12 protein-coding genes are annotated in these 15,938 nt (G+C 72.1%); 2 read left to right on the plus strand and 10 right to left on the minus strand.

Annotated elements, in window-relative coordinates:
- Window positions 1–3: 3 nt before the first annotated feature.
- The 9 genes from EBH09_RS07430 to EBH09_RS07475 form a co-directional block, all read right to left on the minus strand.
- On the minus strand, window positions 4–1,143 hold the full coding sequence (locus EBH09_RS07430; RefSeq protein WP_121746126.1) for a pseudouridine synthase: 1,140 nt from the start codon (window positions 1,141–1,143) through the stop codon (window positions 4–6).
- Window positions 1,143–1,796, minus strand: a complete 654-nt coding sequence (gene scpB, locus EBH09_RS07435; protein WP_121746127.1) for an SMC-Scp complex subunit ScpB — start codon at window positions 1,794–1,796, stop codon at window positions 1,143–1,145. Before scpB ends, EBH09_RS07430 begins: the two co-directional genes overlap by 1 nt.
- Complete coding sequence (locus EBH09_RS37730) at window positions 1,793–2,863, minus strand: segregation/condensation protein A (RefSeq protein WP_345940923.1); 1,071 nt, start codon at window positions 2,861–2,863, stop codon at window positions 1,793–1,795. Before EBH09_RS37730 ends, scpB begins: the two co-directional genes overlap by 4 nt.
- A 396-nt stretch (window positions 2,864–3,259) precedes the next feature.
- On the minus strand, window positions 3,260–3,817 hold the full coding sequence (locus EBH09_RS07450; RefSeq protein ID WP_121746128.1) for a hypothetical protein: 558 nt from the start codon (window positions 3,815–3,817) through the stop codon (window positions 3,260–3,262).
- Window positions 3,814–4,836 carry a ParA family protein gene (locus EBH09_RS07455; RefSeq protein WP_079160517.1) on the minus strand — a complete coding sequence of 341 codons (1,023 nt, stop codon included), beginning with the start codon at window positions 4,834–4,836 and terminating at the stop codon, window positions 3,814–3,816. Before EBH09_RS07455 ends, EBH09_RS07450 begins: the two co-directional genes overlap by 4 nt.
- A 492-nt stretch (window positions 4,837–5,328) precedes the next feature.
- Window positions 5,329–6,453 carry an alanine dehydrogenase gene (gene ald / locus EBH09_RS07460; protein WP_193776156.1) on the minus strand — a complete coding sequence of 375 codons (1,125 nt, stop codon included), beginning with the start codon at window positions 6,451–6,453 and terminating at the stop codon, window positions 5,329–5,331.
- A 132-nt stretch (window positions 6,454–6,585) separates the two neighbouring features.
- Complete coding sequence (locus tag EBH09_RS07465) at window positions 6,586–8,613, minus strand: tetratricopeptide repeat protein (protein WP_193776157.1); 2,028 nt, start codon at window positions 8,611–8,613, stop codon at window positions 6,586–6,588.
- Between the two features lie 165 nt (window positions 8,614–8,778).
- Complete coding sequence (locus EBH09_RS07470; protein WP_121746130.1) at window positions 8,779–9,414, minus strand: NUDIX hydrolase; 636 nt, start codon at window positions 9,412–9,414, stop codon at window positions 8,779–8,781.
- An 86-nt stretch (window positions 9,415–9,500) separates the two neighbouring features.
- Window positions 9,501–11,150, minus strand: a complete 1,650-nt coding sequence (locus tag EBH09_RS07475) for a CTP synthase (protein WP_121746131.1) — start codon at window positions 11,148–11,150, stop codon at window positions 9,501–9,503.
- Window positions 11,151–11,683: 533 nt separating this feature from the next.
- Here EBH09_RS07475 and EBH09_RS07480 point away from each other — a divergent pair.
- Window positions 11,684–13,486, plus strand: a complete 1,803-nt coding sequence (locus EBH09_RS07480) for a glycoside hydrolase family 15 protein (protein ID WP_121746132.1) — start codon at window positions 11,684–11,686, stop codon at window positions 13,484–13,486.
- A 267-nt stretch (window positions 13,487–13,753) separates the two neighbouring features.
- Window positions 13,754–15,388 (plus strand): PucR family transcriptional regulator, encoded by a 1,635-nt coding sequence (locus EBH09_RS07485; RefSeq protein WP_121746133.1) that lies wholly within the window; start codon window positions 13,754–13,756, stop codon window positions 15,386–15,388.
- Here EBH09_RS07485 and EBH09_RS07490 read toward each other — a convergent pair.
- On the minus strand, window positions 15,385–15,938 hold a 554-nt coding region (locus EBH09_RS07490; RefSeq protein ID WP_121746134.1), incomplete at its 5' end, for a glycosyltransferase family 4 protein. The two genes, EBH09_RS07485 and EBH09_RS07490, sit on opposite strands and share 4 nt — an antisense overlap.

Genomic DNA, 15,938 nt, shown 5'->3' on the forward strand with positions numbered 1-15,938 from the left:
CGCTTACAGCTCGACCTCCTGCATCAGCATCCCGACCTCCGTGTTGGACAGCCGGCGCAGCCAGCCCGACTTCTGGTCGCCCAGGGTGATCGGGCCGAAGGCGGTACGCACCAGCTTGTCGACGGGGAAGCCGGCCTCCGCGAGCATCCGGCGGACGATGTGCTTGCGGCCCTCGTGGAGGGTGACCTCGACCAGGTAGTTCTTGCCGGTCTGCTCGACGACCCGGAAGTGGTCCGCGCGCGCGTACCCGTCCTCCAGCTGGATGCCGTCCTTGAGGCGCTTGCCGAGGTCGCGCGGGATCGGGCCCACGATGTGCGCGAGGTAGGTCTTCTTCACGCCGTACCGGGGGTGGGTCAGGCGGTGCGCCAGCTCGCCGTGGTTCGTGAGCAGGATCACACCCTCGGTCTCGGTGTCGAGCCGGCCGACGTGGAAGAGCCGGGTCTCACGGTTGGTGACGTAGTCGCCGAGGCACTGCCGGCCGTCCGGGTCCTCCATGGTGGAGACGACACCGGCGGGCTTGTTGAGCGAGAAGAACTGGTACGACTGCGTGGCCACGGTCAGGCCGTCGACCTTGACCTCGTCCTTCTCCGGGTCGACCCGCCTGCCCTGCTCCAGGACGATCTCGCCGTTGACCTCGACCCGGGCCTGCTCGATCAGCTCCTCGCAGGAACGCCGGGAGCCGTAGCCCGCGCGCGCGAGGACCTTCTGCAGCCGCTCGCCCTCCTGCTCGGCACCGGGGAAGGTCTTGGGGGGCTTGACGTCCTTCTTGCCCGCGTACCGCTCGCGGTTGCGCTCCTCGGCACGTGCCTCGTACTCACGGGACGTGGCCGGGACCGAGCGCCCCCGCTGCAGGGGCTTCTTCGGCCCGCCCTTGGCGCCGCCGCGGGCCGCCGGGCCGCGGCCCGACTTCGGACCCTCGTGCGTGGCGCCGGGACCCACGTCGTAGCGCCGCTCCTCGGGGCGCGGGTTCTTCGGACGGCCGCCCTGCTTGTTGTCGCGGTTGCCACCGGCGCCGCGGGGGTTACCGCTGCTCCCGCCGCGGGGATTACCGCGGCCACCGCTGCTCCCGCCGCGGCCGCCGCTGTTGCCACCACGGCTCCCGCCGTTGTTTCCGCTGCTGTTCCTGCCGCTGCTGCTTCGCATCAAAGTTCCGTCTTGTCGTCTGCGTCCTCGGAATCCGGGGCGTCCGGATCGAACGACGGGACCCCTTCCAGTGTCTCGGCCTCGATCGCCGCCGCCTCCGGGAGGAAGGGCGCGAGCTCCGGGAGCTCGTCCAGGCCGCGCAGGCCCATCCGCTCCAGGAAGTAGTTCGTCGTCACGTACAGGATCGCACCTGTTTCGGGTTCCGTGCCCGCCTCCTCCACCAGGCCCCGCTGCAGGAGGGTGCGCATCACGCCGTCGCAGTTCACGCCGCGCACCGCGGAGACGCGGCCGCGGCTGACCGGCTGGCGGTAGGCGACCACGGCGAGGGTCTCCAGCGCGGCCTGGGTGAGGCGGGCGTGCTGGCCGTCCAGGACGAAGCCCTCGACGGCCGCGGCGTACTCGGGGCGGCTGTAGAAGCGCCAGCCGCCCGCGATCAGGCGCAGCTCGAAGCCGCGGCCCTGGACGGTGTACTCGTCGGCCAGCTCGCGCAGCGCGTCGGCGATCTGCCGCCGGGGCCGCTGAAGTATCCGGGCGAGGTGCTCCTCGGTCGCGGGCTCGTCGACGACCATGAGGACGGCTTCGAGGGCGGGCTTGAGTTCGAGGCGGGCGACGGCCTCCGGCCCGCCCACGGCCTCCGTGGTCTCCTCACTCACGCCTTCCGCTCCTCCTCGGTCCTGTCCGGCGGCCGGTCGAACTCGTCGGTCACCACCGGCTCGGTCTCCGCGTCCCCGCCCGTCCAGCGCACCAGCAGGTCACCGAGCGCGGTCTCCTGGTCCAGCTCGACGGCCTTCTCCCGGTACAGCTCCAGCAGGGCGAGGAAGCGGGCGACGACGGTCAGCGTGTCCTCGGTGTCCTCGACCAGGAGGCGGAAACTGGCCTGTCCCAGCTCCTTCAGGCGGGCGACGACGATACCGGCCTGCTCCTGCACGCTGACCAGGGGCGCGTGGATGTGCTCGACGTAGACCTGCGGCTTCGGCTTGGGCTGCATCGCCTTGACGGCCAGCTTGGCGAAGCCCTCCGGCCCGATGCTGATGACGACCTCGGGCAGCAGCTCGGCGTGGTGGGGCTCCAGCCCGACGGTACGGGGGTAGCGGCGGGCCTCGGCTTCGAGCCGTTCGTTGAAGATCTCCGCGATCTGTTTGTACGCGCGGTACTGCAGCAGCCGCGCGAAGAGCAGGTCGCGGGCCTCCAGCAGCGCCAGGTCGGCCTCGTCCTCGACCTCGGCGGCGGGCAGCAGCCGGGCCGCCTTCAGGTCGAGCAGCGTGGCCGCGACCACCAGGAACTCGGTCGTCTCGTCGAGGTCCCAGTCCGGCCCCATCGCCCTGATGTGGGCCATGAACTCGTCGGTCACCTTGGAGAGGGCGACCTCCGTGACGTCCATCTTGTGCCTGGAGATCAACTGGAGGAGCAGATCGAACGGCCCCTCGAAGTTGGCGAGCCGCACCTTGAAGACACCGTCGCCAGCGTCGTCCTGCGCGCCCTCGGGGAGCGCCTGGGGCGCCTCACCGGCCTCCGGCGGGCGCTCGGCCCCGCCTCCCGCCGGAGCCACCGACGCCACGGCGGACCGCTCCGCCGCAACTCCCGGCGCGATCATGGGCGCCGCCCCGGCGTCCGACACGGCCCTCGACGGCCCCCCGTCGGCCTCCGAGGCCGATGGGGCTTGCGAGGACGCGCTGGACGGCTGCACCGCCGCTCCCGGCGGCACAGAGGGCGACTGCACGGCGGCGCGCGACGCCGCGGTTGCCTCCGGCGCCGGGGCGGGCGGCCGCGGGGCGGTCTGCGGACGAGGGCCCGTCAGGGGTTGCGGCTCGACCCGGGCACCGGTGTCCGGGCGGGCGCGCCCGTCCTCCGGAGAGGTTGCCGTGCGGGGGGTCTGCGGAGAGAGGGCGTCAGTCCGTGGCGAGGCTTTCGACGCCGGGGTCCGCGGCGGCTCCTCGGAGGGCGCCGCCGACGCGACCGCGGGCTCGGGGCCGGACGCCGACTCGGGTGCCCCGGGCGTCTCGGGGAGCGGCGGAACCGCCCGCTCCCCCGGGCCTCGCCCCAGCGCACGCCGACGGCCGGCGCGGGTGCCGGGGCTGGGGGCGTCGTTCGAGGTCATGGCCCCCGCAGGCTATCGCTAGCGCCCGCGCAGCCGTCGTACGAGGATGCTGGCGTCCCCGCGGGTCTCCAGATCGGCGAGGACCACGGCGACCGCCTCGCGAACGATGCGGCCGCGGTCGACGGCCAGTCCGTGCTCGCCCCGGAGCACCAGGCGGGCGTGCTCCAGGTCCATCAGCTCCTCGGCGGAGACGTACACGGTGATCTTCTCGTCGTGGCGCTCACGGCCGCTGGGCCGGCGCGAGGGCGACCGCCCACGCTTGCGCGGCTGGGCGGCGGCAGAACCTTCCTGCGCACCCACGCCCGGCACGGAGCCCCGCGCGGAGCGCTCCGCGCCCCGGCTGCGCGACTCGCCCGCCGAGCCCGGTTCCGCGTCCGCCGCGGCGTGCTCCGCGCCCTCACCGTCACCGCCCTGCGCGGGCACCGACTGCGGTGCGTCCTCGGCGGCGGCCTGGTCGCTCTCCCCCGCCGGCGCCGGCACCCGGGCCTCGCCGTTGGCCGGTCGCCGCGGGGAGGACGCCTGGAGCCCCATCCCCCCTGTCGTACGGAAGAGTTCGTCGGCCCCCGGCAGACTCACTCGGCGTGACACCGGGCGAGCACCTCCCTGGCGAGCTGGCGGTAGGCGGCGGCACCGACGGAGTTGGAGGCGTACGTGGTGATCGGCTCGCCGGCGACCGTGGTCTCCGGGAAGCGGACCGTACGTCCGATGACCGTGTGGTAGACGTGATCGTCGAACGCCTCGACGACACGCGCGAGCACCTCACGGCTGTGGACCGTGCGCGAGTCGTACATCGTGGCGAGGATGCCGTCGAGCTCCAGGTCGGGGTTGAGCCGCTCCTGGACCTTCTCGATCGTCTCGGTCAGCAGCGCCACACCGCGCAGCGCGAAGAACTCGCACTCCAGCGGCACGATCACCTTGTGCGCGGCCGTCAGCGCGTTGACCGTGAGCAGGCCGAGCGAGGGCTGGCAGTCGATGACGATGTAGTCGTAGTCGTCCATCAGCGGCTTCAGCGCCCGCTGCAGCGTGGACTCGCGCGCGACCTCGCTCACCAGCTGCACCTCGGCCGCCGACAGGTCGATGTTGCTGGGCAGCAGGTCCATGTTGGGGACCGCGGTCTTCAGCAGCACCTCGTCGGCCGCCATGCCCCGCTCCATGAGCAGGTTGTAGACGGTGAGGTCGAGCTCCATCGGGTTGACGCCGAGACCGACCGAGAGCGCGCCCTGCGGGTCGAAGTCGACGAGCAGTACCCGGCGCCCGTACTCGGCGAGCGCGGCACCCAGGTTGATGGTCGACGTGGTCTTGCCGACGCCGCCCTTCTGGTTGCACATCGCGATGATCTTCGCGGGGCCGTGCTCGGTCAGCGGGCCCGGAATCGGGAAGTAGGGCAGCGGGCGTCCGGTCGGTCCGATGCGCTCACGGCGCTGGCGGGCCGCGTCGGGCGCGAGCGTGGCGGCGTACTCGGGATCGGGCTCGTACTCCGCGTCCGGGTCGTAGAAGTGCCCCTCGGGCAGTTCGTCGTAGTCGGCGAAGTGGTTGCGGGACGCGCCACTTCCGTTGCCGGCCATGGCGTTCACGTGTTGGCCATCCATACTCATGTGTGCTGTCTGAGTTGCCTGCGGACTCTGGTGGGCTGCGAAGGTGCGTACAGCGACGGAGCCGACAGCCTCGAGACGCCCGGGGCCGTGGGCCCGTGCAGGCGTTCCTGGTTGACCACCCCCGGGAGTAAATGTCGACTCATTCACAAGTCGTCTTACCTCCTTGGTGACCAGGAAACTTCTAGACAGGTCAGCGTGGCACCATGCCGACGTTCGGCGACTCTATGGCGTGTCGGGCGTCCGCAGCAACACAATCCGCCGGACCCGGCCTGATGTGTCGGCAATGAAACATCCCTCTGTCAAGGGCGTACGGCCGTCGCACAGCAGGTTTCACCGGTGCGCGAATCGGTTGAAGCGTTACGTTCGAGGCGAGTTGGCCGAGAATCGCAAAGTGACCATACACACACCCGGCCGGACCTTGTCGGGCAAGGTCCGGCCGGGCGTGTGGGGTTGACGGCGACTGTTGACGTATCGCCTTTTCCGGTTGGTGACTTAGCCGAGCAGGGTGGCCGGGTCGACGTACTCCAGACCGTGCGCCTCGGCGACCTCGCGGTAGACGACCTTGCCGTCATGCGTATTGAGGCCCTTGGCGAGCGCGGGGTCACGGCGCAGCGCCTCGACCCAGCCGCGGTTCGCCAGCTCCACGATGTACGGCAGCGTGGCGTTGGTGAGGGCGTTGGTGGAGGTGTTCGGCACCGCGCCCGGCATGTTGGCGACGCAGTAGAAGACCGAGTTGTGGACCTTGAAGGTCGGCTCGGCGTGCGTGGTCGGGTGCGAGTCCTCGAAGCAGCCGCCCTGATCGATCGCGATGTCGACAAGGACACTGCCCGGCTTCATCCGGGAGACCAGCTCGTTGGTGACCAGCTTCGGGGCCTTGGCGCCCGGGATGAGCACCGCGCCGATGACCAGGTCGGCGTCGACGACGGCCTTCTCCAGCTCGAAGGAGTTGGACATGACGGCCTTGACCTTGGTGCCGAAGATCTTGTCGGCCTCGCGCAGCTTGTTGATGTCGCGGTCGAGCAGGGTCACGTCGAAGCCCATGCCGACGGCGATCTGCGTGGCGTTCCAGCCGGAGACGCCACCGCCGATCACGACGGCCTTGGCCGGGGTCACGCCAGGCACGCCGCCGGGGAGCACGCCGCGGCCGCCGTTGGGGGCCATCAGGTGGTAGGCGCCGACCTGGGGGGCCAGCCGGCCCGCGACCTCGGACATCGGGGCCAGCAGCGGCAGCGCGCGGCTGGGCAGCTCGACGGTCTCGTAGGCGATCGCGGTGGTGCCGGACTCGACGAGCGCGTCCGTGCACTCCTTGGAGGCGGCCAGGTGCAGGTAGGTGAAGAGCGTCTGGTCCTTGCGGAGGCGGTGGTACTCCTCCGCGATGGGCTCCTTGACCTTCAGCACCAGGTCGGCGGTGGCCCACACCTCGTCGGCGGTGTCGAGTATCCGCGCGCCGGCGGCGACGTACTCGGCGTCCGGGATGGAGGAGCCGACGCCGGCCTCGCGCTCGATGACGACCTGGTGACCGTGGCGCACCAGCTCGTGCACGCCGGCGGGGGTGATGGCCACCCGGAACTCGTTGTTCTTGACCTCGCGGGGGATACCGACCTTCACGTCGATCACGGTCCTTGGCTCAGAGGGTTGGGCTATTTCTACACATACCCGCGTACGCCTGGGCACAACGGGAGAGACCGCAAGAACGTGCGGCAGAGCCAGTCTAATGAAGGTGTTCCCGCTGTCCAGCCTTTCAAAGCATCAATCTTCAGACGATGCGCTGCGGATTTCGCAGGCCTCGGTGGGATCTTCCCTCAGCATGCGATCCGCTGCGGTCCGCTGCAGCCCGGCGGCGGTGGGATCGCCGAGGTGGTCGAGCGTGTCCGCCAGCCGCAGGTGCAGCGCGGCCTGGAGCCGGACGTCCTCGGCCCGGCGGGCCCACTCGACGGCCTCCTGGCAGGTGCGCAGCGACTCCTCGGGGCGTCCGGCGTACTCCTGCACGCGGGCCAGCTCGCTCAACGCCCGCGCGTGCGCGGCCACGTCGCCCGCCTTGCGGTACCCGGCGACCGCGGCGCGCCAGCCCCGCTGCGCCTCGCCGTAGCGGCCGGCGTAGGTGTGGGCGGTGGCGAGCCGGCCGTAGACGCGGGCGGCGTCGGCGCGCTCGTCCCGGGCGAGGCGCTGGGCGAGCGCCCGGCCGAACCAGTCGGCGGCCCGGTCGTAGTCGCCGAGTTCCAGATGTGCGCCGCCTACGGATTCCATCGCGCGACCGGTCGCGTAAGGGTCGTTCGCCTCGCGTCCGGCGTCCAGCGCGGCCCGGTAGCGCACCAGGGCCTCGGCGGTGCGGCCGGTACGGGCGTCCAGGTCGGCGAGGTTCAGCAGGGCCGCCGCCTTCTCCCGGGGCAGCTCGCGGCGCTCGGCCACGTCGAGGACGAGGCGGTGGATGCCGTACAGGTCGGGCGCCGCCGCCTGGGTACCGAAGTGGGCCACCATGGTCCGCACCAGCTGGGACATCAGTCTCCGGGCGAGGGTGTCCAGCTCCCCGTCGGCGACCGCGAGCCGCGCCGCGGCCAGCAGGGCGGGCCGGCGGACCCGCAGCCAGTCGGCGGCGGCCCTCGGGTGGGGGAAGCGCAGGGCACGCGGCATGCCGAGGAGCTTCTCGCGGGCCTGCGGGCTGTCGGTCTCGGTGGCCGCCCGGCAGGACTGGAGCAGCCGCACCGTGCGCTCCAGCATGCGGGCGCGGGCGAGCTGGAGCTCGGCCGGCCGGTCGTGGGTCTCGGCGAGAGCCCTCAGCAGGGCGTGCAGGCAGCCGGGGACCTCGTACTCGGGCAGCGGCGAGTCGACCGCCCGCAGCACGCCGAGGGCGACGAAGTCGTCCAGGGTGGTGCGGGCGCCGTTGACCGAGCAGCCGGCGAGCGCGGACGCGGTGTGCGGGTCGACCAGGCCGGCCGGGGCGAGGGAGAGCAGGCGCAGTATCCGGGCGGCGGGGCTGGGCAGGGACGCGTAGGCGAGGCGGAAGACGCGGCTGAGGGCGGTGCCCTCGTCACCCTCCGCGTGCACGTGCTTGGCGAGGTCGGCGACGGCCGCCTGGGGACGGGCGGCGAGCCAGCCGCCGGCCAGGGTCAGCGCGGCGGGCTGTGCCTGGCAGACCTCGACCAGGTGCTCGGCGGCCCGGGGGTCGACGGTGATGCGCACCGAGCCGGTGTGCCGGGACAGCAGTTCCACGGCCGACTTGGTGTCCAGGCCGCCCAGCGTGCACGGGCGGACGTCCGCGATGCCGGTCAGCGGGCCCTCGGCGACGACGACGGCCAGGCAGTCCGGGGTGTCCGGCAGCAGGGCGTCGACCTGCTCGGTGTCGGCCGCGTCGTCGAGCAGGAGCAGGACCTTGCGGTCGGCGAGGGCGGTGCGGAGCGCGTCGGTGAGGTCGTCCTCGTCGGCTCCGGGCGGGTTGGGGCGGTCCAGCTCGCTCAGCAGTTCCCGGGCGAGCCGCCCGACGGGCACGCGCGTGCCGTCCGGTTCGCTCAGCCGGGCGCGCAGCACGCCGTCGGGGTAACCGTCCGCTACCTGGGCGGCCAGCTCCTCGGCGAGCGCGGTACGGCCGGAACCGGGCCGGCCGGCGATGAGCAGCACGCGCGCGCGGGGTGCTTTGCGGCCGGAGAGGGTGTCCAGGCCCGCGCGCTCGATGTCGGCGCGCAGCTCCTTCAACTCCCGGGTGCGGCCCAGGAACCGACTCTCCTCAGCAGGGTCCTCCGACAGCCGTACGCCGTCCGTGTCCACCGCCTGATCCGTCACGGGCCACACTCCCGATCCCACCGCACGCCGGCGCCCGCCGGAACCCCGGTTCGGGCGTTTCCAGAGCCTAGTTCACGCTCTGCTACGTTCCCTGCGGAGCGCGGCGGGCACATCCCTCGATCGGATCAACCGATGGTCACACCATGGCGGGCGAGAGAGTGGTTGTCAGGCCTCGAACGGACGCGCCGGCCACGGCGCCTGAGCCGGACGGAGGCTGTCCAGCCCGTCGCCCTGCTCCGCCGCGACCAGCGAGAGCACACCGACGACCAGGCAGTTGTTGTGCAGCTCGCCCGCGAGCACGCCCCGGACCAGGTCCGCAACGGGCACCCGGGCCAGCTCCATGTCGGCCTCTTCGTCCTCGACCTCGAAGCGCTCGCCCTCGGCCTCGGAGAGGTTCTGGGCGAGGAAGATCCGCACGGCCTCGTCGCAGCCGCCGGGGGTGGTGTAGACGTCGGTCAGCACCCGCCAGTCCTCGGCCTTGACGTGCGCCTCCTCGTACAGCTCGCGCTGGGCGGCGTGCAGCGGGTTCTCGCCGGGGACGTCGAGGAGGCCGGCGGGGATCTCCCACAGCTTCTCGCGCACGGGGTGCCGGTACTGCCGGATGACCAGGGCCCGTCCCTGGTCGTCCAGGGCGAGGACGGCCACGGAGCCCGGGTGGACCTGGTAGTCGCGGGTCACCACGGAGCCGTCGGGCATGACCACGTCGTCCGTGCGGACGGAGGTCTTCTTCCCCCGGAAGGGAGTCTCGGTGCCCCGGACCTCCCACTCCTCGGGGATGTCCTTGATCGTGCTGCCCGTCATGCCTGACCTGCCCTTCCAGACGTACGCGAAAAGCCGGGGCCCGCGCCGTTGAATGCGCGCGCCCCGGCCACCGTACAACTGGTGTGTTACTTCGACGTCTTCCGCTCGACCGCGGCCTTGACCAGCCCGGCGAAGAGCGGGTGCGGGCGGGTCGGGCGCGAGCGCAGCTCCGGGTGCGCCTGCGTGGCGACCAGGTAGGGGTGCACGTCGCGCGGGTACTCGACGTACTCGACGAGCTTGCCGTCCGGGGAGGTGCCCGAGAAGAGGATGCCCGCCTTCTTCTCCAGCTCCGCGCGGTAGGTGTTGTTCACCTCGTAGCGGTGGCGGTGCCGCTCCTCAACGTACTCCTTGCCGTCGTAGACCTCACGCACGATGGAGCCCTCGGCCAGCTTGGCCGGGTACATGCCGAGCCGCATCGTGCCGCCCATGTCGCCCTCGCCGGCCACGATGTCCAGCTGCTCGGCCATCGTGGAGATGACCGGGTGGGCGGTGGCCGGGTCGAACTCGGTGGAGTTGGCGTCCGTGATGCCGGCCAGGTTGCGCGCGGCCTCGACCACGATGCACTGCAGGCCCAGGCAGAGGCCGAGCAGCGGGATCTTGTTCTCACGGGCGTAGCGGATCGCGCCGACCTTGCCGAGCACGCCCCGGTCGCCGAAGCCGCCCGGGATGCAGATGGCGTCGACGTCACCGAGCTGCGCCTTGGCGCCGGCCGCCGTCTTGCAGTCGTCGGACGTGACCCACTTGATCTTCACGCGGGCCTTGTTGGCGAAGCCGCCCGCGCGCAGCGCCTCGGTCACCGACAGGTAGGCGTCGGGCAGGTCGATGTACTTGCCGACCAGGGCCATCGTGATCTCGTGGTCGGGGTTGTGGACGCGGTCGAGCAGGTCGTCCCAGGTCGTCCAGTCCACGTCGCGGAACGGCAGGTCCATCTTGCGGACGACGTAGGCGTCCAGGCCCTCGGTGTGGATGACCTTGGGGATGTCGTAGATCGAGCGGGCGTCGGGGCAGGCCACCACGGCGGCCTCGTCGACGTCGCACATCAGCGAGATCTTGCGCTTGATGGCGGTCGGCACCTCGCGGTCGCAGCGCAGCACGATCGCGTCCGGCTGGATACCGATGTTGCGCAGCGCGGCGACCGAGTGCTGGGTCGGCTTCGTCTTCAGCTCACCGGAGGGGCCGATGTACGGCAGGAGCGAGATGTGGACGACGAAGACGTTGTCACGGCCGACCTCGTGCCGCACCTGGCGGACGGTCTCCAGGAACGGCAGCGACTCGATGTCGCCGACCGTGCCGCCGACCTCGGTGATCACGACGTCCACCTCGTCCGTCGCCATGCGGCGGATACGGTGCTTGATCTCGTTGGTGATGTGCGGAATGACCTGGACCGTGTCGCCGAGGTACTCGCCGCGCCGCTCCTTGGCGATCACCGTGGAGTACACCTGGCCGGTGGTGACGTTGGCGGAGCCGTCGAGGTCGCGGTCGAGGAAGCGCTCGTAGTGGCCGATGTCCAGGTCGGTCTCGGCGCCGTCGTTGGTGACGAACACCTCACCGTGCTGGAAGGGGTTCATCGTGCCAGGGTCGACATTGAGGTACGGGTCGAGCTTCTGCATCACGACGCGCAGACCCCGTGCCTTGAGCAGCATGCCGAGGCTGGAGGCGGTCAGCCCCTTGCCGAGCGAGGAGGCGACACCCCCGGTGACGAAGATGTGCTTGGTCGTCGAGGATTTGGGCGGCATGGCCAAAGGGGGGCTCCCGTGGTCGCGGTCTGGGGTGCGGTGCGTTCGTCGTCCGACCCGGTCGTACCGGGTTGTCGTCGGCGGCGCCGTCGCTGCGGTTCCGGGGTTCTTCTCCCACCGGTCCACGGGCTACCAGCGTATCAGCGCCTCGGGGCGGCGGCTTCCGGCCACCCTCCGCGCACGCCCGGACACCCAGGCGAGCGGCTCACCGTTTCCTCACCCGGTGGTCACTCGTTCGGCGGACCCGGGTTGCCCGGAGCGGCGCACAGATCATCTACGTGCGTCGTATCCTGCTCGGACGTTCACTGCCGAGCCCACCCGGCGACATGGCACCACCCCTCGCCCGTCAATACCGGAACAACGAGAGCTCGTCAGTTCGTTGAGCAACAATTGTCGTTTGCGGCGCAGCGTTTGGCTTCACGGCCGGACGGCTGCTTTGCTTCATGGCTCAACGACGCATGACATACCCCCCTTGACCGCACCAGCGACCGCCCCCTCGTGGGGGTGACGTGGCCGTTCGACTGGAGTTGCACGTGGCCGGGCGCATCGAAGACTACGCACTCATCGGAGACATGCAGACCGCCGCCCTGGTCTGCCGGGACGGCACAGTCGACTGGCTGTGCCTGCCCCGCTTCGACTCGCATGCCATCTTCGCCGGTCTGCTGGGCACCGGGGAACACGGCTTCTGGCGGCTCGGACCCGCCTACGCCCCCGGCGCCGAACCGCCCACCGCGGCCCGGCGGACCTACCGCGGCGACTCACTGATCCTGGAATCCGAGTGGGACACCCCGCGCGGCACGGTCCGGGTGACCGATTTCATGCCGCCGCGCGACGGCGCGCCGCAGGTGATCCGGATCGTGGAGGGTGTCTCCGGCCGGGTGCCGATGCGCTCGGAGCTGCGGATGCGGTTCAGCTACGGCCGCGTCGTCCCGTGGGTGCACAAGCACGAGGGCCGCACGGTGGCCGTCGCGGGCCCCGACTCCGTGTGGTTCGACACAGAGGCCGAGACCTACGGCAAGGCGCTCACCACGTACGCGGACTTCACGGTCTCGCCGGGTGAGCGGATCGCCTTCACCATCTCCTGGGAGCCCTCGCACAAGGAGCCGCCGGCGCTGCCGGAGCCCGAGCAGTCGCTGGAGGCCACGGAGGAGTTCTGGCGCGACTGGGTCGAGCACTGCACCTACCACGGTCCCTACCGGGAGGCCGTGGTCCGCTCCCTGATCACGCTGAAGGCCCTCACCTACGCCCCCACCGGCGGCATCGTCGCCGCGCCCACCACCTCCCTGCCGGAGGACATCGGCGGCGTCCGCAACTGGGACTACCGCTACACCTGGCTGCGCGACGCGGCGATCACCCTCTCCTCGCTGCTGCGCACCGGCTACCGCGAGGAGGCCCGCGCCTGGCGCGAGTGGCTGCTGCGCGCGGTCGCGGGCGACCCGGAGAACCTGCAGATCATGTACGGGATCGCCGGCGAGCGCGAGCTGGGCGAGGCGGAGCTGGACTGGCTGCCCGGCTACGAGGAATCCACCCCGGTCCGGGTCGGCAACGGCGCCGCCCACCAGCTCCAGCTGGACGTCTACGGCGAGGTCACCGAGGCCCTGCACCTGGCCCACATGACGGGCCTGTCCCGCAACGACTACGCCTCGCTGCTCCAGCTCAAGCTGATCCGCTACCTGGAGGACCACTGGCAGGAGCCGGACGAGGGCATCTGGGAGGTGCGCGGCCCGCGCCGCCACTTCGTGCACTCCAAGGTGATGGCCTGGGTCGCCGTCGACCGCACCATCAAGCTGATCGAGTCCGGCGACGCCGACGGCCCCCTGGAGCGCTGGAAGCAGCTGCGCGACGACATCCACCGGGACGTGTGCGAGAAGGGCTACGACAAGGAACGCAACACCTTCACGCAGTCCTACGGCTCCCAGGAGCTGGACGCCTCGCTGCTGCTGATCCCGCAGATGGGCTTCCTGCCGCCGGACGACAAGCGGGTCATCGGCACCATCGAGGCCATCCAGCGTGAGCTGTCCACGTCGGACGGCTTCATCCTGCGCTACCCGACGGAGGGCGGCAGCGAGGGCGTCGACGGCCTGCCCGGCGACGAGGGCGCCTTCCTCGCCTGCTCCTTCTGGATGGCCGACGACCTGGCGATGATCGGCCGCGTGGACGAGGCGCGGAAGCTCTTCGAGAAGCTCCTCTCCCTGCGCAACGACCTCGGCCTCCTGGCCGAGGAATGGGACCCCCGCCTCCAACGCCAGGTCGGCAACTTCCCCCAGGCCTTCAGCCACGTCCCCCTGATCGACACGGCACTGAGGCTGACGGCGAGCGGGGCGTACGGAGGCTGACACACAGCGGACTGCCCGCAGCCGCCCCCGCTGCGGGCACCCGTGCCGCCGGGGTGGCACGGGTGGGCGGTGGAGGCCCCACGCTCGAACGAAGCCGAGAGTGGGGGAGGAACCCCGCCAGCGCTGCGCCGCGCGCCGCGCGCCCCACCCCCGGCCCACACCCACGCCGGGCACGCGGCTCACACAGCTCACACCAATAGCACCCCGGCACCCGGCACCCGGCACCGAAGATGTGCCCGCCCCACACCCCCGGGTACCGTCCGCTCCATGAACACCCCCAGCGCACCCCCGCCCTCGGGGATCACCGTGCAGCGCGCCCTGGAACTCCCCGGCCTCCGCAGCGGCCTCCCGGAGATCCTCGCCGGCGCCGACCGCCTGCACCGCACCGTGCGCTGGGTCCACGCCGGCGAGGTCCCCAACATCGCCTCCCTCCTCAAGGGCGGCGAACTCCTCCTCACCACCGGCTACGGCCTCGGCACCCGCCCCGCCGAACAGCGCGCCTTCGTCCGCACCCTCGCCGAGCGCGGCATCGCGGCCCTGGTCGTGGAACTCGGCCCGCGCTTCGCCCGCCTGCCCGCCGCCCTCGTGGACACCGCCCGCGCGGCCGGACTGCCGCTGGTCCAGCTGCACCGCGAGGTGCCGTTCGTGACGGTCACCGAGGAGATCCACACCGAGATCGTCAACGGCCACTACGCGCTGGTCCAGCGGGCCGAAGAGGTGCACCGCCGTTGCACGGAGGCCCTCCTCGGCGGCCGCGGGGTGCCCCAGGTGCTCGGCATCCTGGCCGACTTCGGCGGCAACCCGGTCTTCCTGGAGACCACCGACGGCCGCCTGCTGTACGCCGCCGGCGCCGGCCCCGCGGGCGCCGACCCGCTCCAGGTGTGGGAGGGGCTGCGCGGCCCGCACAAGGAAGCCCCGCCTCCGGCGGGCTCGGTCCTGGTGGACGTGCCCGGCGGCGGCCCCGGCACCGGTTCGGTACGCGCCCGGCTCGTTCTCCTGCCCGTGCGGTCCCCGCTGGCGCCGGTGCACCGGATGGCGGCCGAGCGGGCGGCCGGCATCCTCGCCGTGGTGCTGATGCAGGCCCGTCAGGAGGAGGAACTCGCGGCCCGCGGACGCGGCGACTTCCTCACCGACCTGGCCGAGGGCCGGATCACCCCGGAGGACGCCCCGGCACAGGCCCGCGTCCTCGGCTTCAAGCCGGGCGCCGGCCCGCTGCTCCCGGTGGTGATGCGGCTCGGCGACACCCTGTCCCCCGCCGGTGGCGGCTGGGCGGTGCTGGCGCGCGCGGTCGCCGAGGAGCTGGCGTCGGTCGGGGTGCCGGTCCTGCTGGGCGTACGGCCGGTGGAGGGCCGGGTGCCGCTTCTGCTGGGCCTGCGCACGGAGTCGGAGCGGACGGCGGTCGCCGACCGGGTCGCGGTGGCGTTGCGGGCGGGTGTGGAGCGGGCCGGGATGCAGCCGCCGGGGGCGCAGCCGCCCGTCGTGGTCGTCGGAGTGGCCGGCGGCTGGGCGGCGGCGTCCGCGAGTCTCAGGCACGCGGCGGAGACGGCGACCGCGGCCCAGGGCCTCACCGACCGGCCCTGGTACGACGCCCGGCGCCTCGACATCGACCTGCTGCTGTGGCGGCTGCGCGAACATCCGGACCTCGCGGCCTTCGTGGACCGGGCGATCGGTCCCCTGCGCGACCACGACAACCGTGCCAAGCCGCCCCTGCTGCCCACCCTCCAGACGTACCTGGCGCACGCGGGCCGCAAGGCGGAGACGGCGCGCGAGCTCCACCTCAACCGGCAGACGCTCTACAACCGTCTGGCACGTATCGGGGAGTTGCTGGGCACCGACCTCGACGACCCGCAGACCGTCCTGGCGTTGAGCCTGGCCCTTCGTGCCCGCCGGCACGTGCCCTAGAGCAGCGGCGTGGGCCGAGTCAACTCGTCGTAGACGCTGAGGACCTGGGCGACGGTCTCGTCCTCGGTCGGCCACGTGGCCGCCTGCCGTACGCCCCGGTCCTTCAGCTCCTCGCACCGGTCCGGGTCGGCGAGCAGCCGGACGACGGTGTCGGCGAGGGCCTCCGCGTCCCCGTCCGGGACGAGTTCGGCGGCGTCGCCGACGAGTTCGGGGATGCCGCCCACGTCGCTCGCGACGAGCGGTACGCGCGCGTGGAACGCCTCCTGGGCGAGGACGGAGCGCGCCTCCCGACGGCTCGGCAGCAGGGCGAGGTCGGCCGCCGCCAGCAGGTCGGTGACGTCGTCGCGGCTGCCGATGAGCACCACCGGCAGGCCCTCGTCCGCGATCCGCCACTGCAACTCCGCACGCAGCGGGCCCTCGCCGGCGACGACGACCAGCGGGACCGGGTCGAGCCGGCGCCAGACACGGGCGGCGTCGAGCAGGACGTCGTAGCCCCGGTGCCTCTCCAGGGAGCCGACGGCGATCAGCAACGGGCGGCCGATGGCGCCGA

It is taken from the genome of Streptomyces sp. E2N166 (genome assembly GCF_003671715.1).
Classification (GTDB): Bacteria; Actinomycetota; Actinomycetes; order Streptomycetales; family Streptomycetaceae; genus Streptomyces; species Streptomyces thinghirensis.

What these genes read in the sequence shown, in the direction of transcription:
- EBH09_RS07455 (WP_079160517.1), bottom strand. Translation starts at nt 4,836, where the DNA reads ATGAGTATGGATGGCCAACACGTGAACGCCATGGCCGGCAACGGAAGT.
- EBH09_RS07430 (WP_121746126.1), bottom strand. Translation starts at nt 1,143, where the DNA reads ATGCGAAGCAGCAGCGGCAGGAACAGCAGCGGAAACAACGGCGGGAGC.
- EBH09_RS07485 (WP_121746133.1), top strand. Translation starts at nt 13,754, where the DNA reads ATGAACACCCCCAGCGCACCCCCGCCCTCGGGGATCACCGTGCAGCGC.
- EBH09_RS07470 (WP_121746130.1), bottom strand. Translation starts at nt 9,414, where the DNA reads ATGACGGGCAGCACGATCAAGGACATCCCCGAGGAGTGGGAGGTCCGG.
- EBH09_RS07475 (WP_121746131.1), bottom strand. Translation starts at nt 11,150, where the DNA reads ATGCCGCCCAAATCCTCGACGACCAAGCACATCTTCGTCACCGGGGGT.